The sequence below is a fragment of the Dorea sp. AM10-31 genome (assembly GCF_003435815.1).
In the GTDB taxonomy this organism is placed as follows: Bacteria; Bacillota; Clostridia; order Lachnospirales; family Lachnospiraceae; genus Dorea_D; species Dorea_D hominis.
The window spans coordinates 43,941-69,221 of record NZ_QTUV01000008.1; the positions used below are offsets into that span (position 1 = coordinate 43,941).

Genomic DNA, 25,281 nt, shown 5'->3' on the forward strand with positions numbered 1-25,281 from the left:
GAAAGTTACAATGATAATTAACATTGCATTATGCGATGATGAGCAGGAATCATTAGATATACTAAAAAAGAATTAGACAAAGCAGCAGTGAAATTGATATATTGTTCTTGGATATAGACATGCCTGGTATTTCGGGACTGGAGATTGCCAAAAAGCTGCGTGAAGAAAATTCAGATATAATATTGATCTTTGTATCCGCACATGAGCAGTATGTATTTGAATCCATAGAATATAGTCCATTCAGATATATTAGAAAAAGCAGGATAGAAAAAGAACTGTTTCTAGATTTGAAAGCAGCCTATGCAAGGCTTGGAGAAATGCAGGATTCATATATTGTTATTAAAACAAGTGAAGCGGATGTTCGAATTAAGCATTCAGATATTATGTATTTTGAAACAGCAGCAAGAAAAGTTGGGGTCCACTTAAATAATGGAGAAATTTTAAATGTCAGAAAAACGATAAAAGAATTGGAAATATCAAAGGATAAAAATATAGTTATAGAATCAATGAAGGAGAAAATACAGTTGAAATAATTGGTTACCTAAAGAAAAATGTGGATAGTTTACATATTCCGGAAAAAATAGATGGATTAAAAGTGACTTCGCTAGGAGAAGCTTCCTTTGCTTATCACGAAGAATTGAAATGTATTAAAGTACCGAAGACAGTAACAAGTATGAAGATGGCAGTATTTGGATCGAGTGTAAATCTTGAAAAAGTATATTTTGCAGGGGATGTGAAAAATATAGATGATTGGGCATTTGGAGATTTTGCGGGTACGATCGTCATTGAAAAAAATAAATGTACTAAATTATATAAATATGCTGTAGATAATAAAATTAGTATGGAATAAAATAATTGCAAAAGTTTGCGCATTGCACATGCAGAAGAATATTTGCAGACAGAAATCAAGCACAATTATTTTGACATCAATGTAGCAATGGTAAAAGTTACTTATGAAAAGGTTTAAGAATACTTTTTAAAACAATTAGCACTCGACTCTTGACAGTGCTGATAAAGTGTTGTATTGTTATATTGCAAGTAGAACAAGAGCAAAAAGGAGGTTGTCTTTATGAATATAAATAAATTTACACAGAAATCATTGCAGGCTGTGCAAGACTGTGAACGCATTGCATCTGACTATGGCAACCAGGAGATTGCACAGGAGCATTTGCTTTATGCATTATTAACACAGGATGACAGCCTGATCGCGAAATTGATGGAAAAGATGGGGCTCGATAAGAACCTTATTATTAATCGCGTGGAAGAGGCGATTACAAAACGCCCGAAAGTACAGGGTGGAAGACAGTATGTAGGACAGGATCTGAATAATGTTCTGATCCACGCAGAGGATGAGGCAAAACCGATGGGAGACGAATATGTTTCTGTTGAGCATCTCTTCCTCGCTATTATAAAATATGCAAGTAAAGATATGAAGGCACTGCTTCGTGAGATGGGTATCAGCCGGGAAGGATTCCTGCAAGCATTATCTACTGTGAGAGGCAATCAGAGGGTAACAAGTGATAACCCGGAAGATACTTATGATACGTTGAATAAATATGGTTCTGATCTGGTAGAGCGGGCAAGAGAGCAGAAACTGGATCCGGTGATCGGACGTGACTCTGAGATCCGTAATGTAGTCCGTATCCTTTCACGTAAGACGAAGAACAATCCGGTCCTAATCGGTGAACCAGGTGTTGGTAAGACAGCAGTTGTAGAAGGACTTGCACAGAGAATTGTCCGTGGTGATGTACCGGAAGGACTGAAAGACAAGACAATTTTCTCACTAGATATGGGAGCACTTGTAGCAGGTGCTAAATATCGTGGAGAATTTGAGGAACGTCTGAAAGCAGTTCTGGAAGAAGTGAAAAACAGCGATGGACGAATTATCCTGTTTATTGATGAGTTGCATACGATTGTCGGCGCTGGTAAGACGGACGGTGCAATGGATGCAGGAAATATGTTAAAACCAATGCTTGCCAGAGGTGAACTGCATTGTATCGGTGCAACAACACTGGATGAGTATCGTCAGTATATTGAAAAAGATGCGGCACTGGAACGTCGTTTCCAGCCGGTTATGGTAGAAGAGCCGACAGTGGAAGATGCAATTTCCATTCTGCGAGGACTGAAAGAACGATATGAAGTATTCCATGGAGTGAAGATCACAGATGGAGCACTTGTTGCAGCAGCAACACTCTCAGATCGTTATATTTCCGACCGTTTTCTGCCGGACAAAGCGATCGACCTTGTAGATGAAGCATGTGCCATGATCAAGACAGAACTAGATTCCATGCCTGCAGAACTGGACGAATTACAGCGTAAGATCATGCAGCTTGAGATAGAAGAAGCAGCTCTTAAGAAGGAAGACGATCGGTTGAGCCAGGACAGACTTGTACATCTGCAGGAAGAACTGGCAGAGCGCAGAGAAGAATTTGCAAGTCGTAAAGCACAGTGGGACAATGAGAAAGTCGGCGTTGAACGTGTGCAGAAGATCCGTGAGGAGATTGAGCAGATCAACAAAGAGATTGAGAAAGCACAGCATTCTTATGACTTGGAGAAGGCTGCAGAACTGCAGTATGGTAAGCTGCCACAACTGAAGAAACAGTTGGAAGATGAAGAAGCTAAAGTAAAAGATGAAGACCGCGATCTGGTACATGAAAGTGTTACCGATGATGAGATTGCGAAGATCGTATCCCGGTGGACAGGTATTCCGGTTGCCAAATTAAATGAGAGCGAGAGAAGCAAGACACTGCATCTGGCAGATGAGCTGCATAAACGTGTCATCGGTCAGGATGAAGGTGTGGAACTTGTAACCGAAGCAATCATCCGATCCAAAGCCGGAATTAAAGATCCAACCAGACCGATTGGTTCGTTCCTGTTCCTTGGACCTACCGGAGTCGGTAAGACAGAACTTGCAAAGACACTTGCAGAGAGCCTGTTTGATGATGAGAATAACATGGTGCGTATCGACATGAGTGAGTATATGGAGAAATATTCCGTATCCAGACTGATCGGAGCGCCTCCGGGATATGTCGGATATGATGAAGGTGGCCAGCTTACCGAAGCTGTCAGAAGAAAACCTTACTCAGTTGTACTGTTTGATGAGATTGAAAAAGCACACCCGGATGTATTTAATGTATTATTGCAGGTGTTGGATGATGGACGTATTACGGATTCCCAGGGACGTACTGTAGATTTTAAGAATACAATCCTGATCATGACATCCAATATTGGTTCCCAGTATCTGCTGGATGGAATTAATGAAGATGGAACGATCAAACCAGAAGCACAGGAAATGGTTATGAATGACCTGCGTGCACATTTCAGACCGGAATTTTTGAACCGTCTGGACGAGACGATTTTATTCAAACCATTGAACAAAGATAACATTTATCATATAATTGACTTACTTGTAAAAGATGTAAACAGACGTCTGGCAGACAAAGAGATTTCCCTTTCCCTGACAGAAGCTGCAAAGAATTATGTAGTGGAAGGTGGTTACGATCCGACTTACGGAGCACGTCCGCTGAAGAGATATTTGCAGAAGCATGTTGAGACACTGGCAGCAAAACTGATGCTGGAAGGTGAGATCCGGGCAGGTGAGACTATTGTGATTGATGTTGAGAATGAAAAACTTGCTGCGCATATTCAGGAATATATGCAGGTGGTACCAGAGTCTGACTTATAAGGAGCGATAAGATGCCACGGATAATCTTCCATATAGATGTGAACTCTGCGTATTTAAGCTGGAGTGCAGTGGAACAATTGAAGAATGGAGCGGAGACGGATCTGCGTAAGATACCGGCTATCATCGGAGGCGACAGAGCTTCCAGACATGGAGTCGTGCTTGCCAAATCCATTTCCGCTAAGAAGTATGGCATCCGCACAGGGGAACCCGTTGTGGATGCCATTCGTAAGTGTCCGAATCTTGTGATCGCACCGCCGGATCACAGACTCTATTCGGATTACAGCAGAAAATTGATGACATTTCTGCGCGGTTATACGGATCAGATCGAACAGGTCAGCGTAGATGAGTGTTATATGGATTTTACAGAGAGCGCGCCGCGTTTTTTCTCACCGATGGAAGGCGCTTTAGAGATTAAAAATGAAGTCCGCAGACAGTTTGGATTTACTGTGAATGTTGGAATATCGGAAAATAAACTGCTGGCAAAGATGGCATCGGATTTTGAAAAACCGGATAAAGTACATACGTTATTTCCGGATGAGATTAAGGAGAAAATGTGGCCGCTTCCAATCGGAGAACTTTTTATGGCGGGCAGGTCGAGTGTGGAATATTTACAGAAGCTGGAGATCCGCACGATCGGAGATCTGGCACAGATGAATCCGGAACTACTGGAGATACATCTGAAAAGCCACGGGCGCAAACTATGGGAATTTGCCAATGGTATGGACAATTCGCCGGTAGAACCGGTACGTCAGGAGGCAAAAGGAATTGGCAACTCTATTACACTGCCGCAGGATGCAAAGACAGAAGAAGAGGCGTGTGAAGTGCTGGGAAAACTGGCAGGAAGCGTAGGAAGGAGACTCAGGAAAGCTGGGCAGAAAGCCGGAATGATCAGTGTGGAGATTAAGTATTATAATTTTGAAAATAGTTCCCACCAGACACAGCTGGAGAGAGCAACCAATGAGGATGCCAGAATTTACGAGACAGCAGCAGAATTATTCCGGGAAATGTGGAAAAAACAACCCATTCGTCTGCTGGGAATCCGAAGTTCCAAGTTGACGGATGCGTCTGCACCAGAACAGCTTACCATATTTGAAGTACAGCCGGAGATGGAGAAAAGGAAGAAAGCCAGTGAAAAGAAAGCAAAGCTGGAGCAGGCTTTAAAGGAAATACGTGGAAGATATGGAGAAGAAGCCGTGATCCGCGGCAGTAATATGGAAGAAAAGCGGGAAAAAGAAAAATGATGAAAAAAAAGATTTTTGCAGCAGTGGGAATGTTATTGCTTGTGATCGGACTATGTGGAGCAAAAAGCTATATGAGACAGATGAAAATAAGAGAGAATGAAGAAGTACAGAAAATAGAAAAGCAAAAAGAAGTGGCACAGGAAAGAAAAGAAGCAATGGAGCAACGAAAAAAGCAGGAAGAAGAAAAAAAACAGAAAGCAAAAGAACAGCAGAAAATAATAAAAAGACAGAAAAAGATACAGATCTGTATTGATCCGGGGCATTATTCAAAAAAGAATGAAGTCTATGAAAACGGAAAAGTTGTTTACTGTGAAGGCAATTTTACATTGCAGGTGGCAAAAGAACTGAAAAAGATACTGGAAGAACGATATGGGGTGATTGTACATTTGACACGTACCAGCGGCAATATCTGTATCAACGGATACGAGAATCTGGCACTGGATTCCGGAAAGATCAGCCTGCGCGGTGAGGCGGCAAAAGGCATGGATCTCTTTATTTCACTCCATACGAATGCTAATCTGGAACATGCCAACGGTGTGGATACGAACAGACAGCCAATTGGCATTACAAAGCCAATTGTGATTGTTAATACTGTTGCAATGGAAAGTAAACAGGCACTTAGGGTGGCAAATGCAATCGGAACCAGTCTGGCAGTTTCCAATGCAAAATTAGGAATCAGCACACAGGAAAAGTTTCACACAGTAAGTGGAAAAGATGATATACTGAACTGGACAGATGCCTATAATGACAGTGTGGATAAAGAAGGAACGGTCTGTGCCCGTCGTGGAAATAATGGTGATTATTACGGCGTATTAAGGGGCGCATCGAATGTTGCGGTACCGGGAATGATCGTGGAGCATGGTTTCCATACCGTACCGAAGATGCGTAAGCTGGCAGCAGATGGAACGCTGGCAAAGGAATGGGCAGAAGCAGATGCGAAAGGAATCGCAGAAGGAATGAGATTGGAGGAGGAATAACAATGTTTTGTGCAAATTGTGGCTCTGAGCTGGAAAAGGGTGCCAGATTCTGTCCGGAATGTGGTGCACCGGTAGAACCGGTACAGCCGGAGAAAACCGTACAGAATCCGGGAAATACACAGGCATCCGGACAGATACCACCAGCAGGTGGAAGAACAACATCCGGACAGACACCGGCATCACCGAAGAAGAATCAGACAGTTATTATTGCAGCGGTTATCGCAGCAGTTGTATTGATTATCGGTGGCGGCTTATTATATGGGACGGTTGGTCTTGCATGGCAGAAGAACAGTGCAGTGTCAAAGATTGAGAAAGCCGGTCTTAAAGATTATCAGTCGGAAGAAGCAAGGCTGGCAGCAGAATGGGAGAATCTTGGTGTACTGGATTTTGGCGGTAAAAGAGCTGTTGTTAAAGAACTGAAAGAACTTAAAAAAGGTGTGGATGCATTTCAGGACTGTGCGTCAGAACTGTCAGAGATGGAGAAAGAGAAAAAACAGTATGATCTGGATTCTGAAAGTTACAGCGCATATGAAAGTGCATTAAAAGAATGTCGCAGTGCAATTAAGAAAAAAGAAGGCAAAAAGACACAGACAACTTATAAGAATGCTGTGAAAGCATTGGAAGCATTAAAAAGCGCAGATGACCAATATATTTCTGATCAGGTATCTATGTATGAAAATGTAGATCTTTCCGAGGCATCGTCCAAAGAAGTAAGCAGTTATAAGACGATTTTAAAAGAGATTCAGAGCCTGACAAAAGAAAAGACGAGAAATTACAAATCTATCCAGAAAACATTTGCAAAGATGGATCAGGCAATCTATCTGTATATCGATCCGAAGAATCCGCTGGATGTTACAGTTCAGCAGGTGGATGCGTCTGCATTTCCGAAGATCCGTCTGTATCTGAGTGTGAAAGATGGCAATACCGGAGAAGTACCGAAGAAGCTCAGTAATTCGCTTTTCTATATTAAGAAAAAAGATGCAAATGCAAAATATGTGAAGCAGATAATTACTTCTGCCGGACAGTTAAATGAAAAAGAAGCGCTGAAGGTAGATATGGTTGCAGATGTCAGCGGAAGTATGGATGGTGGACCGCTGGATGAAGCAAAACAGATCATGTCAGATTTTGTAAACAGTGTGCAGTTTGACGCCGGAGACAAAGTGGAACTTACATCATTCTCTACAGGAGTCCGCCTGGAACGGAAATTTACCGATGATGCCAGCGATCTTGTGAACTGTATTAACCAGTTGCAGACAGAAGAAGAGACCAGTCTGTACGATGCTTTATATACTTCCGTAGAACGTGTTGCGGCGCAGAATGGAGCCAGATGCGTGATCGCATTTACTGACGGACAGGATAATCACAGTAATTGCAGCCCGGATACCGTGATCCGGACAGCAAACCGTTATCATGTACCGATTTTTATTATCGGAATCGGAGGTTATGATTACAATGATGCAAGATATATTGCGGAACAGACTGGTGGAGCTTATTATAGTGTTACAGATGTAAATGGCATGAAGAGTATTTACGATCAGGTTTATGAAATGGAAAAACAACTTTACATGGTTGAGTTTGAAGACAAATCTGACATGAAGCTGGAAAGTAAAGCAGATATCGAAGCAGGATATAAGAGTGTGGAATATGGCGGCTCCTGCAAATACAGCTATACACCGAATGTATTGTTAAGCGCCAAGAGTGCAGATATTTATAAGGATGGACCGGAGGCGGTTGTGGAAGGTTATCTGAAGAATTTTGCAGAAGCAATGAATACAAATGATTTTTCAAAGATTTCCGGATATCTGAAGAATGGAAGCCCGATTTACAAAGAACAGGAGAAATATGTTCAGCGTAAAATTTCTGAACAATTGGATTCTTATGAACTGACAGATGTAAAATACAGCGGTAAGAATAAGTGCAAGATTTCTACAAGAGAGACTTATTATGTGCAGGTGGCAGGTAAACCGCTGCAGCTTATGACACAGGAGTGTACTTATGTGCTTGAGAAAAATGGAAATGACTGGGAGATGACATCTTTCGCAGATATTAAAGTTACAGACCGGATCAATCAGTAAATGCCTGTCTGGCACGAAGATTGCAGAGGATGGAAGAGGAAACTCTGAAATGAAAATATTCAAAACAGGGTGTTGACAAAGTTAAAATCCAGGGATATAATGTGAAACATAAGAGCAGTTGCGAATTATATTTTTATAGTTTGCAGCTGTTTTTTTGTCGTTTTGACGTATGGAAGAAAGATATAAATTCAGATGGGAGGTTATCAAAATGAAAAAAATGAACTGGAAAGAATTGATGATTGATGTTTTGGTGGATATTGTAGCGGGTATGATCATTGCAATCGGTATTTACAATTTTGCTTTAAATGCGAATTTTCCGGTAGCAGGATTTTCTGGTATTGCGATTATCTTATATCACCTGTTTGGTATCCCGGTTGGAGCCGGTACAATTTTGTTAAATATCCCGGTTTCAATTTTATGTTATAAATTCCTTGGAAAGAAGTTTTTCTTTGTTTCAGTAAAAACAACGATCATTTCGTCCCTTTTAATGGACTATGTAGCACCGCTGCTTCCGGTATATAACGGCAACAGACTGCTGGCAGCATTATGTATGGGTGTGCTTTGTGGAATCGGTTATGCGATGATCTTCATGCGCGGTTCTTCCACAGGCGGACAGGATTTCATCAGCGTTTCTATTAAACAGGTAAAACCGCACATGACACTGGGCGTGATCACATTTGCACTTGATATTACAACAATCATCCTCGGAACAGTTATCGTATTCAAAGACGTAGACGGACTGATCTATGGTGTGATTGTTACTTATCTGATGGCAACTGTAATGGACCGCATTATGTATGGTATTGATGAAGGAAAGATGACACTGATTGTAACAGAACGTGGAGAAGAGCTTGCAAAAGAGATTGATGCATATTCAGGAAGAGGTTCCACAATCTTAAAAGGTATGGGAAGTTATTCCAAAGCAAATAAAGATGTTGTTATGTGTGCATGCAACAACAAGCAGATGTATTCAATTAAGAAACTTGTACATGAATTAGATCCGAAAGCATTTACCATTATTATGGAATCCAATGAAGTTGTAGGAGAAGGCTTCAAGGAAGAATTGCCGGATATTGATCTGTAGAAAATATTATATAAATTAAAAAAAGGAACTGTCGTAACAGATGGTTCTTTTTGTTTATACGAAGTCGAGCAGAAGTTAATCTGCTCGATTTATGGCGACAAAGCAATTACAATGAATAAGAGAAAAGGACCATCGCACGTTAGTGCAATAGCCCTTAATATAAATACAGATAGATTTATTTCGCGTATAATTTTACAACTTCAACAGCTACGTCAACTGTCTGATCCATACCTTCGACTGTGATGTGCTCGTACGGTCCATGGTATGCATGTCCACCGGTACCAAGGTTCGGGCAAGGAAGTCCTTTGAAGCTTAACTGGCATCCGTCTGTACCACCACGAATTGGCATTACAAGTGGTGTCACATCTGCATTCTCACATGCCTGTTTTGCATTGTCGATCAGGTGCATGCATGTCTCAATAATCTCAGCCATGTTGCGGTACTGCTCTGTGATCGTGAGAGTAACAGTGCCTTCGCCCCATTTTTCATTCAGATCTTTTTCAATCAGGCGGAGTGTTTTCTTCTTAGCTTCAAAAAGTAATTTGTCATGATCTCTGACAATATAATGAAGCTCTGCTTCTCCGACTTCACCTTTCATACTTACGAGGTGATAGAAGCCTTCGTAGTCTTCAGTTCCTCTTGGTGTCTCCATAGAAGGAAGTGCATTGTTGATCTCCATAGCTACAAGACTCGCATTGATCATTGTATCTTTGGAAGATCCCGGATGTACGTTGAATCCTTTGATTACGAAATCAGCTTTGCATGCGTTAAAGTTTTCATACTGGATTTCACCTTCTGTGTCTCCGTCCAGTGTGTAACCGTAGTCTGCATCAAAACGTTCTACATCGAAATGAGAAGCGCCGGTTCCAATCTCTTCATCCGGAGTAAATGCAACACGGATCGGTCCGTGAGGAATATTCTCTTCATTCAGATGTTCGATCATTGTAAGAATCTCGGCGATTCCGGCTTTATCGTCGGCACCGAGAACGGTTGTACCATCTGTTGTAATCAGTGTACGTCCTTTCAGGCTTGTAAGATGTGGAAAGTTCTGCACACTTAAGACAAGACCGCTATCCCCAAGTTTAAGATCCTGTCCGTTATAGTTCTCTGTGATAACTGGTGTGATATCGTGGTCACAGAAATCAGATACGGTATCCATATGAGCGATGAAACCGATCTTCGGTTTGTCTTCATATCCAGCTGTTGCCGGAAGTTTTCCATACAGATAACATTGGTCGTCCAGATAAACATCTACAAGACCAAGTTCTTTCATCTCTGTCTCCAGGATTCTTGCAAGGTCAAACTGACATGTGGAAGACGGAACAGTGTCACTGTTCTCATCACTAGGTGTACGGACAACAACGTACTTTAATAGTCTTTCATAAGCTTTCATAAGTTGATTCCCCTTTTCTTGTATATAGTTTCTGCAAAAGATTATAACACATTTGCAGGAAGATGGACAGGAAAATTATCCCGGAGCAGTTCTTGTACTGTAGTGGAAAATGTTTTATAATAAGGATTACGAAAAAAATGAATGAAATGATGCAGGAGGCACAACGCATGAAATTAACCAGTTTATTGGAACGTTTGGAATATGAAGTCCGTCAGGGAAGTGATGAGATCGAAGTGACAGAACTTGTCAACGATTCGCGCAAAGTGACGGAAGGCAGTGTATTTGTATGTATTAGCGGAGCTGTATCGGATGGACATACTTATGTAGAAGAAGTCGCCGGTAAAGGCGCAAAAGCAGTGATTGTAGAAAAGCCGGTAGAAGCACCGGAAGGAGTGACTGTTATCCATGTAGATGATACCAGATATGCGCTGGCACTGATGTCAGCGGCTTATTTTGGATATCCGGCAGAAAAACTGCATGTGATCGGAATTACCGGTACAAAAGGAAAGACAACGACAACATATATGGTGAAGTCTATTCTTGAAGCAGCCGGACATAATGTCGGACTGATCGGAACGATTGAGGCAGTTATTGGAGACAAGACAATTCCGGCGAATAATACAACACCGGAGTCCTTTACAATCCACAAATATTTTGCAGAGATGGTAGAGGCAGGTTGTGACAGTGTTGTAATGGAAGTTTCTTCACAGGGATTGATGCTTCACCGTACCGCAGGAATCCAGTTTGAGATTGGTATATTCACTAACCTTGGAGAAGACCACATCGGACCGAATGAGCACAAAGATTTTGAAGATTACAAACGCTGCAAAGGTATTTTATTTACCCAGTGTAATCTTGGAATTGCAAATGTAGATGACAAGTGGTACAAGGATGTATTTAAAAATGCAACATGCCGCGTGGAGACGTTCGGATTTTCAGAGGAAGCAGATTTAAGAGCAGTAGATGTGAAACACGTTTCAAGACCAGGATACCTTGGCATGCATTATCATGTAACCGGACTTCTGGACATGGATGTGGAAGTAGACATTCCGGGAGAATTCAGCGTATACAATTCTCTTACGGCAATTGCAGTATGCAGACATTTCAGAGTACCGGAGGAAGATATTAAGAAGGCATTAAAGGCTGCAAAAGTCAAAGGACGTGTGGAAATGATCAAAGTTGCGGATGATTTTACACTGATGATCGACTATGCGCACAATGCAATGAGTCTGGAAAGTTTGTTAAATACGATGCGCGATTACAATCCGGGACGTCTTGTAACCGTATTTGGCTGCGGTGGAAACCGTTCCAAGACAAGACGCTACGAGATGGGAGAAGTTTCCGGTAAATTATCTGATTTCACAATCATTACATCGGATAATCCACGTTTTGAAGAGCCACAGGATATTATCGATGACATTATTACAGGTATGAAGAAAACAGACGGCAAATATATAGCAATCTGTGACAGAAAAGAAGCAATCCGTTATGCAATCGAACATGGTCAGCCGGGAGATGTCATCATCATTGCCGGAAAGGGACATGAGACGTATCAGGAGATCAAAGGCGTAAAATATGATATGGATGATCGTGTGCTGATCCGTGAAGTATTAGAAGAACAAAAATAAAGGAGCAAGATGTACGCTGATATTATCATAGACATCACGCATGAAAAATTAGATAAAGTATTTCAATATAGCATCCCTTCCCGGTTAGAAGGGATGCTTGAGGTTGGAACAGAAGTTGTTGTTCCGTTTGGAAGAGGCAACAAAGAAACACACGGCTATGTTATCGCATTTTCGGAAAAGACAGATTATGATCCGGCAAAGATCAAGGAGATTACAGGAAAAGCGGAAGAAAGTATGGCAATTGAGGGGAAACTGGTTGCATTGGCGGCATGGATGAAGGAGCATTACGGCGGAACTATGATCCAGGCGCTGAAGACTGTTCTTCCTGTAAAGAAGAAAGAGAAGATCCGACAGAAGCGCACGGTGCACCTGCTTTTAGATGAAGAAGCCGGAAAGCGCCAGCTGGATATTTATCTGCATAAGAACCAGAAAGCAAGAGCCAGACTGCTGGCAGGACTTCTGGATCAGCCGGTACAGGAATACGAACTGCTGACGAAGAAACTGAATGTGACAGGTACCGTGATCCGCACGCTGGAAGAACAGAAGATTCTTACTGTTGAATATGAAGATATGCTGCGTAATCCGGTCGATTATCAGAAAAAGACTGGAAAGCAGATCGTTTACACCGAAGAGCAGGAGAGAGCGATCCGTACTTTCGTGCAGGATTATCAGGCAGGAAAACGAAAGACATATCTCCTTTATGGAATTACCGGAAGTGGTAAGACAGAAGTCTATATGGAAATGATCGAACAGATCGTAAAAATGGGAAAACAGGCGATTGTGCTGATTCCGGAGATTGCACTTACTTATCAGACGGTAATGCGATTTTATGGAAGATTTGGCGACAGGGTATCTATTCTCAATTCCAGATTGTCACCGGGAGAACGTTTTGATCAGTTAGAGAGGATCAGACGTGGAAAAGTCGATGTGATGATCGGACCAAGGTCGGCACTGTTTACACCATTTTCTGATCTGGGACTGATCGTGATTGATGAAGAACAGGAATCGGCTTACAAAAGTGAGCAGGTGCCAAGGTATCATGCCAGAGAGACAGCAGTTGCAAGAGCGACGATGGAAGGAGCGAGTGTCGTGCTCGGTTCAGCAACTCCTTCCGTGGATGCTTATTTTAAGGCGAAGCAGGGAGAATACACATTGCTGGAACTTACCAGAAGAGCGAAGGGACAGAATCTGGCAAGCGTATATACCGTGGATATGCGGGAAGAATTAAAAAAAGGAAACCGTTCCATTATCAGCGACCGTTTAAAAGAACTGATTGAAGACCGTTTACAGAAGCATCAGCAGATCATGTTGTTTTTGAACCGGCGCGGTTATGCGGGATTCGTTTCTTGCAGGTCCTGCGGATATGTAGTAAAATGTCCTCATTGCGATGTGTCGCTGTCGGCACACCGCGGAGGGAAATTGGTCTGTCATTACTGTGGCTATGAGACGAAGCAGATGAACCGGTGTCCCGAATGTGGTTCCGGTTATATCGGAGGCTTCAAAGCAGGCACACAGCAGATCGAGGAACTGATAAAAAGGATGTTTCCGCAGGCTGGCGTGCTTCGGATGGATCTGGACACAACAAAATCAAAGGACGGACATGAGAAGATCCTGGCTGCATTTGCAAACCATGAAGCAGATATTCTGATCGGTACACAGATGATCGTCAAAGGACATGATTTCCCGGAGGTGACGCTGGTAGGTGTGCTGGCAGCGGATCTGTCACTGTATTCAAATGACTATCAGTCGGCAGAACGTACGTTCCAGCTGTTGACGCAGGCAGCCGGCAGAGCAGGCAGGGGATCCGCCGGGGGCGAAGTTGTCATACAGACGTATAGCCCGGAGCATTACAGTATCCAGAGAGCGGCAGCTCAGGATTATGATGGCTTTTATGAAGAAGAGATCAACTACAGGAGTCTGATGGGGTATCCACCGGTGCATCAGCTTCTTGCAGTCTGGATGAGTGGAAGTGAAGAAGAGCATCTGAAGAAAGCGGCAGGATATTTAAAAGAATTTACAGAGCGGCTCAACCGGCAGAAGAAACTGGCGATTATCGGACCGACTGCTCCGTTTATTGAAAAAGTAAATGACAGATACCGACAGCTTATCTATATTAAAAGTGAAGAATACAAATTCCTGATCGAAGCAAAAGATCTTATGGAACAGTATATAGAGATGAATTCAGGCTTTCGAAGCCTTCGGATTCAATTTGATTTTAACCCAATGAGTACAATGTAAACAGGAGAGAAGAGAGATGGCAATTAGAAAAATCCGTGAGTTAGGCGATGAGGTCCTGACAAAACCATGTAAAGAAGTAACGAAGATGACACTTCGTACAAAGATTCTGATCAACGATATGTTAGATACGATGTATGAGGCGATGGGAGTTGGTCTTGCAGCACCGCAGGTCGGTATTTTAAAGAGAATCGTAACAATTGATATCGGTGAAGGACCGATCGTCCTTATTAATCCGGAGATTCTGGAGACTTCCGGTGAGCAGACCGGAGAAGAAGGATGCTTAAGTGTTCCGGGAAAAGCAGGACTTGTGACAAGACCGAATTATGTCAAAGTAAAAGCACTGAACGAAGACATGGAAGAGATCGTACTGGAAGGAGAAGAACTTCTTGCCAGAGCTTTCTGCCATGAGATCGATCATCTGGATGGTAAGATGTATGTTGACCTTGTGGAAGGCGGACTTCACGATGTGGAGCCATATGAGGAGGAAGTTTAATGAAAGTCATTTTTATGGGGACTCCGGATTTTTCCGTAGGAACATTAGAGGCACTCATTGAAGCGGGACACGAAGTGGCACTTGTCGTAACGCAGCCGGATAAACCAAAGGGACGCGGCGGCAAGATGCAGTATACACCGGTGAAAGAAGTGGCAGTTGCCCACAATATTCCGGTCTATCAGCCGAAGAGAATCCGCGAGCCGGAATGTATAGAAGAATTAAGAAAATACAATGCAGATATTATGGTGGTTATTGCATTTGGTCAGATTTTACCAAAAGAGATACTGGAAATGACACCGTACGGATGCGTGAATGTGCACGCTTCGCTGCTTCCGAGTTATCGCGGTGCTGCACCAATCCAGTGGGCAGTGATCAATGGAGAGAAAGTATCCGGTGTAACGACCATGCAGATGAATGAAGGGCTGGATACCGGAGATATGTTATTGAAAGTAGAGATTCCGCTGGATGAGAAAGAGACGGGCGGAAGCCTGCATGATAAACTGGCAGAAGCCGGAGCACGGTTATGCGTAGAGACATTAGATGCATTAAAAGCCGGAACGGTAACGCCTGAAAAACAGGGTGATAGCCCGACCGCTTATGCGAAAATGCTCGATAAGCACATGGGGAAGATTGACTGGAAGATGTCTGCAAAAGAAATTGAGAGACTGATCCGTGGACTGAATCCATGGCCGAGTGCGTATACGAGATGGAATGAGAATGATAAAGGAATGAAGATCTGGGAAGCAGAAGTAGCAGAAGGGCAGACAGGTAAGGCTGCCGGTACAGTAGTAGAAGTCGCAAAAGACGGATTCTTTGTACAGACAGGAGACGGACTTCTGAAAATCACTGCACTGCAGATCCCGGGGAAAAAGAGAATGGATGCGGCAGCATTTCTGAGGGGATATCAGATGGAAACAGGAACGGTTCTTTAATTTTAAGGAGGAATTACTATGTATTATCCAATGTTTTATGATCCAACATATATCCTTGTAATGATCGGAGTTGTTATTTGTCTTCTTGCTTCGGCAAAGATGAATTCGACTTTTTCAAAATATTCCCGCGTGCGTAGTCACTCGGGAATGACAGGAAAAGAAGCGGCAGAAGCGCTTCTTCACAGAGAAGGTATTTATGATGTAAGAGTGGAATATGTCGCAGGTAATCTGACGGATCATTATGATCCGAGATCAAAAGTACTTCGTTTATCCGATGCAACTTACCAGCAGACATCGGTTGCAGCAATCGGAGTTGCAGCTCATGAATGTGGTCATGCGATCCAGCATGCAAGAGGATATGCACCGCTGTCTATCCGTAGTGCGCTTGTACCGGTTGCTAATTTTGGAAGTTCGATCGCCTGGCCGCTTATCATCATCGGACTGATCATGAACAGCCAGACATCCCAGCTGTTTCTGAATCTTGGTGTGATTGCATTTTCAATGGCAGTATTGTTTCAGATTGTAACACTGCCGGTAGAGTTTAATGCGTCAAGAAGAGCACTTAAGATTCTTGGCAATACCGGAATGTTATATCCGGATGAAGTAAGAGAAACAAGAAAAGTATTGACGGCAGCAGCCCTGACTTATGTCGCAGGAGCAGCTTCCGCAATTTTACAGTTATTAAGACTGATCATGATCTCCAATTCTAGAAGAGACTGATCGGTATAGGACAAGATATGTAGGAGGACAGGTATGGCATCATCAGTAAGCAGCCGTGAACTCATACTTGAGACACTGCTTATGATCACAAGAGACGGGCAGTACAGTCACATTGCCTTAAAAAATGTACTGGATCAGTACCAGTATCTGGATAAAAAAGAAAGGGCTTTTATTACAAGAGTCGTCAACGGAACACTGGAGCATATGGTTGAGATTGATGCAATACTGAACCGGTTTTCCAAAGTAAAAGTAAATAAAATGAAACCGGTGATCCGTACGATCCTACGAAGTAGTGTTTACCAGATGCGATATATGGATAGTGTACCGGATCGTGCAGTATGCAATGAAGCAGTGAAAGTTGCAGCGAAAAGAGGATTTGTGAATCTGAAAGGTTTCGTCAATGGCGTCTTAAGGACGATAAGCCGGAACAGGGAAGACATACAGCTACCGGATAAGACAGATATGGTAGCTTATCTGTCGATTGTATATTCGCTGCCGGAGTGGCTTGTAAAACAGTGGCTTGCAGTATACGATGCAGATACAGTAGAGACGATGGGAAAGGCATTTCTGGAAAATAAAAAGACAACTATCCGCAAGAGCCCGAAAGCTGGTGACACAACAGAGTTTGTGAAGCGTCTGGAGACAGAAGGCGTTATCGTAGAACCGGAAACACAGATGAAGGATGTGTTTTATATTTCCGGATATGATTACCTGGAGAAATTACAGACTTTCCGGAATGGCGAATTCTATGTGCAGGATATAAGCTCCATGCAGGTAGCAGAATGGGCAGATCCAAAAGCCGGAGACGTGATCATCGACGTGTGTGCCGCGCCCGGTGGCAAATCCATTCATCTTGCAGAAAAACTGGATGGAACGGGCATGGTGGAAGCAAGAGATCTGACGGAATACAAAGTAGAACTGTTGCAGGAAAATATAGAGCGGAGCGGTCTTACGAACATTTGCGCCAGAGTGCAGGATGCGACGGTAAAGGATCCGGAATCCGTGGGAAATGCGGATATTGTAATTGCGGATCTTCCTTGCTCCGGACTTGGTATTCTTGGCCGTAAACCGGATCTTCGTTATAAGATGACACCAATGATGCAGGAAGAGCTGGTTAAATTACAAAGAGAGATTTTAAAAGTAGTATGTGAATATGTGAAACCGGGTGGAAAGCTTCTTTACAGTACGTGTACCATTCATAAAGCTGAAAATGAAGATAATACAGCCTGGTTTCAAAAAGAACATCCGGAATTTCATTTGCAAAAAGAGAAGCAGATACTTCCGGGAATTGACATTGGAGACGGCTTTTATATAGCTATGTTCCAGAGGGAGAACCATGAGTAAAAAAGATATAGCATCTTATAATTATGAAGAATTAACAGAGGAAATGAACCGGATCGGTACAAAGTCTTTCCGCGGGAAACAGATTTATTCCTGGCTGCACGAAAAACTGGTGGATTCTTTTGAAGAGATGACCAATCTTCCAAAGAATCTCAGAGAAAAGTTGGATGAAGAATATGAGATCCGTCAGGTTTCGGTTGTAAAAAGACAAATTTCCAAAATGGATCCGACAGAGAAATTTCTGTTTGAACTGGATGACGGAAATATGATCGAAAGTGTTCTGATGAAATACAACTATGGCAATTCAGTCTGTATTTCATCGCAGGCAGGCTGCCGTATGGGCTGTCGTTTCTGTGCATCGACAATAGATGGACTGGAACGGAATCTTACAGCATCAGAGATGTTACGACAGATTTATGCGATACAGAAGATCACCGGGGAGCGGGTATCGAATATCGTAGTCATGGGAAGTGGCGAACCGTTAGATAACTATGATAATTTTGTACGGTTTGTACATATGATCAGTGATGAACACGGGCTTCATATCAGTCAGAGAAATATTACGGCATCAACCTGCGGAATCATCCCGAATATGTTGCGGCTTGCCGAAGAAGGACTGCAGATCACACTTGCACTTTCTCTGCATGGTTCTAATCAGGAGAAGCGTAAGAAACTGATGCCGGTTGCGAATAAATATGAACTGACGGACGTGCTGAAAGCCTGTGACGTTTATTTTGAAAAAACAGGACGAAGAGTTACATTTGAATACAGTCTTGTAAAGGATGTCAACGATCAGGACGAGGATGTGAAGGAGCTGGCAGCGATGTTAAAAAACCGGAACTGTCATCTGAATTTGATTCCGGTTAATCCAATCCGGGAACGTGATTTTAAGAAACCGGATGGCAAAAATGCCCGTGATTTCAAAAATAAACTTGAAAAAAACGGAATAAATGTTACTATTAGAAGAGAAAGAGGCTCAGATATTGACGGAGCCTGCGGACAGTTAAGACGACGTTATAAAACCGCGAAAAAGGAGAACTAGATGAAAATATATGCAATGACCGATGTGGGTAGAAAAAGAGAAGTCAATCAGGACTTTGTATATGTAACAGATAAACCGGTGGGACCGTTCCCGAATCTTCTGGTAGTCGCAGATGGAATGGGAGGCCATAAAGCCGGTGATTTTGCGTCTAAATATACAGTAAAAGTACTCCATGAAGAACTGGAGAAGACAGTGCTTAAGAAGCCGGAAGAGATCCTTAAGGAGATAGTAATAACTGCCAATCATGAGCTTATTAAAGCAGCGCAGTCGGATGTGAAATTGGAAGGAATGGGTACAACACTGGTTGTTGCTACTGTTATCGGTAATACATTATATTTTTCAAATGTAGGAGACAGTCGTCTTTATCTGATCAATGATAAGATCAAACAGATTTCCAAAGACCACTCTCTTGTAGAAGAGATGGTAAGACTTGGAGGAATCAAAGCAGAAGAAGCCAAGAATCACCCGGATAAGAATATTATCACAAGGGCGATCGGTGTGAAAGAAGATGTAGAAGCAGATATTTATGAATATCGTCTGAGAAAGGGAGACATCATTCTGATGTGTACAGACGGACTCAGCAACATGGTAGAAGATGAGGACATGTTTGACATCGTTAAGGGAGCCAGAGATATTGTTGAGGCAGTTCATATGCTGATAGAGAAAGCGAACAGTAATGGCGGGAGAGATAATATAGGGGTGGTTATGGCAGAGCCACTTGCAGATGAGGTGAGCGTATGGTAAAAGACGGAATATTTCTGGGTAACCGTTATGAGGTGCTGAGCAAGATTGGCGCCGGTGGAATGGCGGATGTATATAAGGGAAAAGATACGATGCTGAATCGCTATGTTGCGATCAAAGTATTGAAGAAAGAATATCGGGAAGATGAGAATTTCGTCCGTAAATTCCGGACAGAAGCGCAGTCCGCAGCGGGACTTCTGAACCCGAACGTTGTAAATGTCTATGATGTAGGCGAGGACCGGGGACTGTATTATATGGTTATGGAACTGGTCGAAGGAATCACGCTGAAAGAGTATATTGAAAGAAAGGGCAGATTATCTCACAAAGAGATTATCAGCATCGCAATACAGATGTGCACCGGTATCGGTGCAGCACATGCGGCAAATATCATTCACCGCGATATCAAACCGCAGAATGTAATTATTTCCAGAGACGGCAAAGTTAAAGTAACAGATTTCGGAATTGCAAAAGCTACTACATCGAATACGATCAGTACGAACGCAATGGGCTCAGTACATTATACATCACCGGAGCAGGCAAGAGGCGGATTCAGTGATGCGAAGAGTGATATTTATTCGATTGGTATTACGCTGTATGAGATGGCAACCGGTCAGGTACCGTTTGACGGAGATTCGACCGTATCTGTTGCAATGAAACACCTGCAGCAGGAAATCACACCGCCGTCAGAACTGGTTCCGGATATTCCGTACAGTCTGGAACAGATTATTTTAAAATGTACACAGAAAAACGGAGAACGCCGTTATCCGAATACAACACAGCTGATTCAGGATCTGAAACGTTCACTGGTAGATCCGGATGGAGATTTCGTAGTGATCCCGCCGCTTGGCAATGCCGATACCGTGATCATCACGGATGAAGAACTGGACGATATCCGTAGTGGTTATGATGATGATTATGACGACGAGGATTACGATGACAATTACGATGACAACAAAGGCTATGGCGATGATTATGATGATGAAGACTACGATGATGATTATGACGACAAAGGCTATGGCAGCAAAGGTTACGGAGACGATGATTATGACGATGATGTATATGACCGGAAAAAGTCCCGCAAGAAAAAAGGCGGCGAAGATGTAAATCCAGGTATGCGTAAGCTTATGAAGATTCTTATGGTTGTTGTCGTGATCATTATTCTGTTCGTTGTTGTCTTTGCAATCGGCAAAGCTACCGGTATCTTCAAAGGATTTAATTCCGGAGTTACAGCAGAAGAGACAGACAGCAAAGTAAAAGTTCCGAATGTTGTTGGAATGACAGAAGAAGATGCAAAAGCAGCGCTGAACAAAAAAGGACTTGGATGTCATGTCACATATGAAGAATCTGATAAATATGAAAAAGGTAAAGTCTGCGAGCAGAAGACAGAAGCCGGAACAAAAGTAGCGAAGAATACAAGAATTAATATTGTTGTATCTTCAAAGAAGATAGAAGATACGATCCAGATACCGAATGTATCCGGTATGGATGAATCCGAAGCGCAGCGCACACTGGAAGAAAAAGGCCTTACAGTTGGATCTTCCCAGTTTGTATATAGCAGCCAGTATGATGAAGGCGAAGTTATCGGAACGGATCCGGCAGCAGGAACAAGTGTAACCGCAGATCAGGAAGTGGTAATGAAAGTCAGCAAAGGCTCTGAGAAGATTTCTGTGCCAAGTCTTGTAGGCAAGACGGATTCAGAAGCACAGTCTGCGATCAAGTCAGCAGGACTGAAAGTTGGGACGGTTACTTACCAGTACAGTGATGAGACGGAAAAAGGCTATGTTGTGTCTCAGTCTCCGTACAGCGGTAACAAAGTAAATGCCGGATCAACAGTAAATATTGTTGTCAGCAAAGGAAAGAAACCGGAGGATAAGATCACTGTCCAGAATTTCAGTGGCAGTGATGAAGAAGAACTGTTAAGCTGGGCTTCTGAGAATGGACTGAATGCAAGCAAACAGCGGAGCGAGTACAGTAGTAATTATGAAGAAGGAACGATTATTTCCATGACTCCTTCTTACGGAAAAGTATCCAAAGGATCAACCATCCGCTATGTCTTAAGCCTTGGACCAAAACCGGAAAGCAACAGTGGAAACAATGACGGAAAACAGGGCGATAACTAGCAGATAAGGACAGATTGCAGAAAATATGAATGGAAAGATTGTAAAAGGAATTGCCGGATTCTACTACGTTCACGTAGTAGAATCCGGTGTTTATGAATGTAAAGCGAAAGGAATTTTCAGAAAAGACAAGATTAAACCGCTGGTTGGTGATAATGTTGAACTGGAAGTTCTGGATAAAGAAGAAAAACTAGGAAATATCATTCGGATCCTGCCACGTCAGAATGAACTGATACGTCCGGCAGTTGCCAATATCGACCAGGCACTGGTCGTATTTGCAGTGTGTAAACCGAGTCCGCACTATAATCTGCTGGACCGTTTTCTCGTAATGATGGAAAGCAAAGGTGTACCGGTTGTTCTGTGCTTTAACAAAGAAGATATTGCCTGCGAAGAACAGATTGCCGAGATTGAAAGCATTTATCGTGACTGCGGTTATCCGTGTGTTTTTGCAAGTGCAAAAGAGGAGAAGAATATCGAAGAGATCCGTAAACTACTACAGGGAAAGACAACAGTGATTGCCGGACCATCAGGAGTCGGTAAATCTTCGATCATTAATATTTTACAGCCGGAAGCGAATATGGAGACCGGAGGCATCAGCCGAAAGATCGAACGTGGAAAACATACAACAAGACATTCTGAGTTGTTCCCGATAGATGAGGAATCCTATATTATGGATACCCCCGGATTTAGTTCTCTGTATGTGAATGATTTTGAAAAAGAAGAACTGAAATATTATTTTCCGGAATTTGAACCTTATGAAGGTGGATGCAAATATAATGGATGCGATCATATACACGAACCGGGCTGTGCAATAAAAGAAGCGGTAGAATCCGGGAAGATCCACGAAGTCCGTTATGAAGATTATAAAGAAATGTATGAGGAACTGAAGAATAAGAGGAGGTATTAGACATGGAGTACATTTTAGCACCGTCCATTTTGGCGGCAGATTTTAAGAACCTGGGGGAACAGATGAAACTGACAGAAGACAATGGGGCAAAATATATTCATTTTGATGTAATGGATGGAATGTTTGTGCCAAGTATCTCTTTTGGAATGCCGGTTTTAAAATCCATTCATGATGTGACAGGACAGGTGATGGATGCGCATTTGATGGTGAAAGAACCAATCCGCTATATCGAAGAATTTGAAAAATCAGGAGCAGATATCGTAACGATTCATCTGGAAGCATGTGAGGATGTGGAAGCAACGATTCAGAAGATTCGTGACTGCAACATGAAAGTCGGCTTATCCATCTGCCCGGAAACACCGGCAGAAGCAATCGAACATCTTCTTCCGAAAGTGGATATGTTACTGGTAATGAGCGTGCATCCGGGATTCGGAGGTCAGAAGTTCATTCCGGAATCGCTGGATAAGATCCGCAAGATCCGTGCCATGATCAATGAACAGGGACTTCAGGTGGATATTCAGGTAGATGGCGGTATTTATCTTACAAATGTCCGTGAAGTGCTGGATGCCGGAGCAAATATTATCGTAGCGGGTTCAGCTGTATTTGGCGGAGATCCGGGTGAAAATACAAAGAAATTTATGGAGATTTTAAAGGATTATGAATAAGAAAATCGTTATCGTCAGCGGGGGAGAGCTGAACGAGGAGTTTACACTTTCTGTTTTGAGGGAGGAAGCAGGATGTGTGATCGGTGTGGATCGGGGAATGGAATTTTTATACCATCATCAGATCATGCCGAGCTATATCGTAGGGGATTTTGACAGTGTGGATCAGACGATTGCCACATATTACCGTGACGAGACAGATGTTCCAATCCGTGAATTTAATCCGGTGAAGGATGCTTCAGATACAGAAATCGCAATTCGTCTCGCAATGACACTGGGGTGCAAAGAGATGATTATTCTTGGTGCAACTGGCGGCAGGATCGATCATCTCTGGGCAAATATACAGTCGCTTGCAATTCCATTTCAGGCAGGTGTGGAGGCGCAGATCCTAGATCCGCAGAATCGTATCCGGCTGATCGACGGAGATACTGTGATTAAAAAAGATGAGGCGTATGGTCCGTTCTTTTCAGTATTTCCACTTGGCGCGGAAGTATATCATTTCAATATCGAGGGCGCTAAGTATCCGCTCACCGATCATACACTGAGTCCATATGACAGTCTGTGTGTGAGCAACCAGTGGCTCGAAGATGAAGTGAAGATCAGCTTTATGAACGGAATCGTGATCTTGATGGAGACCAAGGATAAAGGACAAGATTAAGATGTTAAGTAAATCTTGGGTGCTGTATCTATTATGGCAGGAATTACCGAGTAGGGATATCAGAACGCAGAGTATGATATCCCTTAAATAATAAATTGTGGAAAAGGGATATACAATCGTATCCTAAATATAGAAAAGTGTCAGAGAAGGGATACCAGGATACAAAGCATGATATCCCTTAAATGCTAAAATTGCAAAAAGAGATATCGAAAATGTCTGCTACCCAGTTGGACGATGAAGCCAGAAAGGTTATGGAACAAATAAAGAGTATGCCCAGAGATATTCGCAGTAAGAAAAAGGCTGCTAAAGGGAGAAAGGAAATAAAATTTTATGCGTGATTTCATTAACAATTACTGGGAAAATAGCGGATTTACATTGAATTTGAAACCCTGGTGTGATAATCTATAAATTGCTATATCAGGGTTTCTTTTTATTTTGAAAGAACATGAGATAGCAGAAAAAGATTAATAAAAATCCTGAAACCAAAGGATAAAAAAGGAGAATATAAAATTATGAAACTGGGAATCGTTATTGCGAGACCGATTTCATAAATATCCTTATAAGTTGTTAGATGCCTTTAAATGCTGATAGCTAGAGCATTTAGCGGATTTCCGACTTGGATAAAACTCTATATAAATTCATGTAAGTTTTTGAAAAATGGCCCACTTTGTGGCCCACTGACTTTTGATCGAAGTCCTAATATGGTAAGGAGAAGCGCTCATCTAGGCGCTTCTTTTTTTGACAAGTATTACAAAGAAAAATAGATGACGTTTAGAATGCAATATGATTATGCAACTGGAATTTGAAAGGCATAGTATGTTGTATCATCTAATAAATTTTGCTTTCATTTTCGCTCATGATCATGAGCCTTTTTCTGTTCAAAGCGTGTGCTGATATTGTATTTCTAGTATAGAATTGGAAGAAGGGAACAAAAAACAGAACGTTGCTGTATTATAATTTGCTTTTGCTTGTCACGGCAGTGTTTAAAGGACGTGATGAAAACCTGATTTTATTGGGTTTCTTGGGTGAAAACGTAGAATTTTCACCTTATTTACACCTTTGGAAGATCGGATCGGAATAATAGAGAAAATAAAGAAGTGGATGAAGCTAATATGGAAGGATTTTTTGCATGATAGAAATATATAAAAATTATTAATTATAATTGATTTTTATAGATTAATGCATAATAAAAGCAAAAATAGAAAAGTATTTGATGTAAGAGTAGTGTTAAAAGTTGGAATGCAGATAGAGCAGGCTAAATTCTCATTTCCTTAGATATCATAACTGGATATCGAGGCTTACAATTCGCAGAAAAATCTTTTCAAAAATTCATGGAAGGATGTGGCT

20 protein-coding genes are annotated in these 25,281 nt (G+C 42.2%); 19 read left to right on the plus strand and 1 reads right to left on the minus strand.

Features of this window, described 5'->3' with window-relative positions; genetic code table 11:
- Nucleotides 1-98 precede the first annotated feature (98 nt).
- The 7 genes from DW125_RS11440 to DW125_RS11470 all read left to right on the plus strand — a co-directional run bounded on the left by DW125_RS11440 (nucleotide 99) and on the right by DW125_RS11470 (nucleotide 9,062).
- Entirely contained in the window at nucleotides 99-533 is a 435-nt protein-coding gene (locus DW125_RS11440; RefSeq protein WP_330411908.1) for a LytTR family DNA-binding domain-containing protein, read from the plus strand.
- A gap of 20 nt (nucleotides 534-553) precedes the next feature.
- On the plus strand, nucleotides 554-850 hold the full coding sequence (locus DW125_RS14120) for a leucine-rich repeat protein (RefSeq protein WP_242992983.1): 297 nt from the start codon (nucleotides 554-556) through the stop codon (nucleotides 848-850).
- 219 nt (nucleotides 851-1,069) lie between these two features.
- Nucleotides 1,070-3,685, plus strand: coding sequence for an ATP-dependent chaperone ClpB (gene clpB, locus DW125_RS11445; protein ID WP_021859643.1), 2,616 nt, complete (start codon nucleotides 1,070-1,072; stop codon nucleotides 3,683-3,685).
- 11 nt (nucleotides 3,686-3,696) lie between these two features.
- The gene (locus tag DW125_RS11450; protein ID WP_117538216.1) at nucleotides 3,697-4,926 is read left to right on the plus strand and encodes a DNA polymerase Y family protein; all 1,230 of its coding nucleotides are present in this window, start codon (nucleotides 3,697-3,699) and stop codon (nucleotides 4,924-4,926) included.
- Entirely contained in the window at nucleotides 4,923-5,903 is a 981-nt protein-coding gene (locus DW125_RS11460; RefSeq protein ID WP_118288746.1) for an N-acetylmuramoyl-L-alanine amidase family protein, read from the plus strand. Before DW125_RS11450 ends, DW125_RS11460 begins: the two co-directional genes overlap by 4 nt.
- A 2-nt stretch (nucleotides 5,904-5,905) precedes the next feature.
- Nucleotides 5,906-7,978: a VWA domain-containing protein gene (locus DW125_RS11465; protein WP_021859646.1), complete on the plus strand. Its 2,073-nt coding sequence runs from the start codon at nucleotides 5,906-5,908 to the stop codon at nucleotides 7,976-7,978.
- A 208-nt stretch (nucleotides 7,979-8,186) separates the two neighbouring features.
- On the plus strand, nucleotides 8,187-9,062 hold the full coding sequence (locus tag DW125_RS11470) for a YitT family protein (protein ID WP_117538219.1): 876 nt from the start codon (nucleotides 8,187-8,189) through the stop codon (nucleotides 9,060-9,062).
- Between the two features lie 175 nt (nucleotides 9,063-9,237).
- On the opposite strand, the gene pepT is transcribed toward DW125_RS11470, so the two are convergent.
- Nucleotides 9,238-10,455 (minus strand): peptidase T, encoded by a 1,218-nt coding sequence (pepT, locus tag DW125_RS11475; RefSeq protein WP_117538220.1) that lies wholly within the window; start codon nucleotides 10,453-10,455, stop codon nucleotides 9,238-9,240.
- Between the two features lie 167 nt (nucleotides 10,456-10,622).
- Between pepT and DW125_RS11480 the strand changes: the two genes are divergently transcribed.
- The 12 genes from DW125_RS11480 to DW125_RS11535 are packed head-to-tail and all read left to right on the plus strand — an operon-like array spanning nucleotide 10,623 to nucleotide 23,934.
- Nucleotides 10,623-12,083, plus strand: coding sequence for a UDP-N-acetylmuramoyl-L-alanyl-D-glutamate--2,6-diaminopimelate ligase (locus DW125_RS11480; RefSeq protein ID WP_021859612.1), 1,461 nt, complete (start codon nucleotides 10,623-10,625; stop codon nucleotides 12,081-12,083).
- A 9-nt stretch (nucleotides 12,084-12,092) separates the two neighbouring features.
- Nucleotides 12,093-14,321 carry a replication restart helicase PriA gene (priA, locus tag DW125_RS11485; protein ID WP_117538221.1) on the plus strand — a complete coding sequence of 743 codons (2,229 nt, stop codon included), beginning with the start codon at nucleotides 12,093-12,095 and terminating at the stop codon, nucleotides 14,319-14,321.
- A gap of 16 nt (nucleotides 14,322-14,337) precedes the next feature.
- The gene (gene def, locus DW125_RS11490) at nucleotides 14,338-14,814 is read left to right on the plus strand and encodes a peptide deformylase (protein ID WP_021859614.1); all 477 of its coding nucleotides are present in this window, start codon (nucleotides 14,338-14,340) and stop codon (nucleotides 14,812-14,814) included.
- A complete protein-coding gene (gene fmt, locus DW125_RS11495; protein ID WP_117538222.1) occupies nucleotides 14,814-15,746 on the plus strand; it encodes a methionyl-tRNA formyltransferase in 933 nt (310 codons plus the stop codon). The genes def and fmt overlap by 1 nt, the downstream gene beginning before the upstream one ends.
- A gap of 18 nt (nucleotides 15,747-15,764) precedes the next feature.
- The gene (locus DW125_RS11500) at nucleotides 15,765-16,466 is read left to right on the plus strand and encodes a zinc metallopeptidase (protein WP_117538223.1); all 702 of its coding nucleotides are present in this window, start codon (nucleotides 15,765-15,767) and stop codon (nucleotides 16,464-16,466) included.
- A gap of 33 nt (nucleotides 16,467-16,499) precedes the next feature.
- Nucleotides 16,500-17,810, plus strand: coding sequence for a 16S rRNA (cytosine(967)-C(5))-methyltransferase RsmB (gene rsmB, locus DW125_RS11505; RefSeq protein ID WP_117538224.1), 1,311 nt, complete (start codon nucleotides 16,500-16,502; stop codon nucleotides 17,808-17,810).
- The gene (rlmN, locus tag DW125_RS11510; RefSeq protein ID WP_021859618.1) at nucleotides 17,803-18,849 is read left to right on the plus strand and encodes a 23S rRNA (adenine(2503)-C(2))-methyltransferase RlmN; all 1,047 of its coding nucleotides are present in this window, start codon (nucleotides 17,803-17,805) and stop codon (nucleotides 18,847-18,849) included. Before rsmB ends, rlmN begins: the two co-directional genes overlap by 8 nt.
- On the plus strand, nucleotides 18,850-19,593 hold the full coding sequence (locus DW125_RS11515) for a Stp1/IreP family PP2C-type Ser/Thr phosphatase (protein WP_021859619.1): 744 nt from the start codon (nucleotides 18,850-18,852) through the stop codon (nucleotides 19,591-19,593).
- Nucleotides 19,587-21,710: a Stk1 family PASTA domain-containing Ser/Thr kinase gene (pknB, locus tag DW125_RS11520; RefSeq protein WP_117538225.1), complete on the plus strand. Its 2,124-nt coding sequence runs from the start codon at nucleotides 19,587-19,589 to the stop codon at nucleotides 21,708-21,710. Before DW125_RS11515 ends, pknB begins: the two co-directional genes overlap by 7 nt.
- Before the next feature lie 25 nt (nucleotides 21,711-21,735).
- Entirely contained in the window at nucleotides 21,736-22,614 is an 879-nt protein-coding gene (gene rsgA, locus DW125_RS11525; RefSeq protein ID WP_021859621.1) for a ribosome small subunit-dependent GTPase A, read from the plus strand.
- A 2-nt stretch (nucleotides 22,615-22,616) separates the two neighbouring features.
- The gene (rpe, locus tag DW125_RS11530; protein ID WP_021859622.1) at nucleotides 22,617-23,279 is read left to right on the plus strand and encodes a ribulose-phosphate 3-epimerase; all 663 of its coding nucleotides are present in this window, start codon (nucleotides 22,617-22,619) and stop codon (nucleotides 23,277-23,279) included.
- The gene (locus tag DW125_RS11535; RefSeq protein ID WP_021859623.1) at nucleotides 23,272-23,934 is read left to right on the plus strand and encodes a thiamine diphosphokinase; all 663 of its coding nucleotides are present in this window, start codon (nucleotides 23,272-23,274) and stop codon (nucleotides 23,932-23,934) included. The genes rpe and DW125_RS11535 overlap by 8 nt, the downstream gene beginning before the upstream one ends.
- Nucleotides 23,935-25,281 lie beyond the last annotated feature (1,347 nt).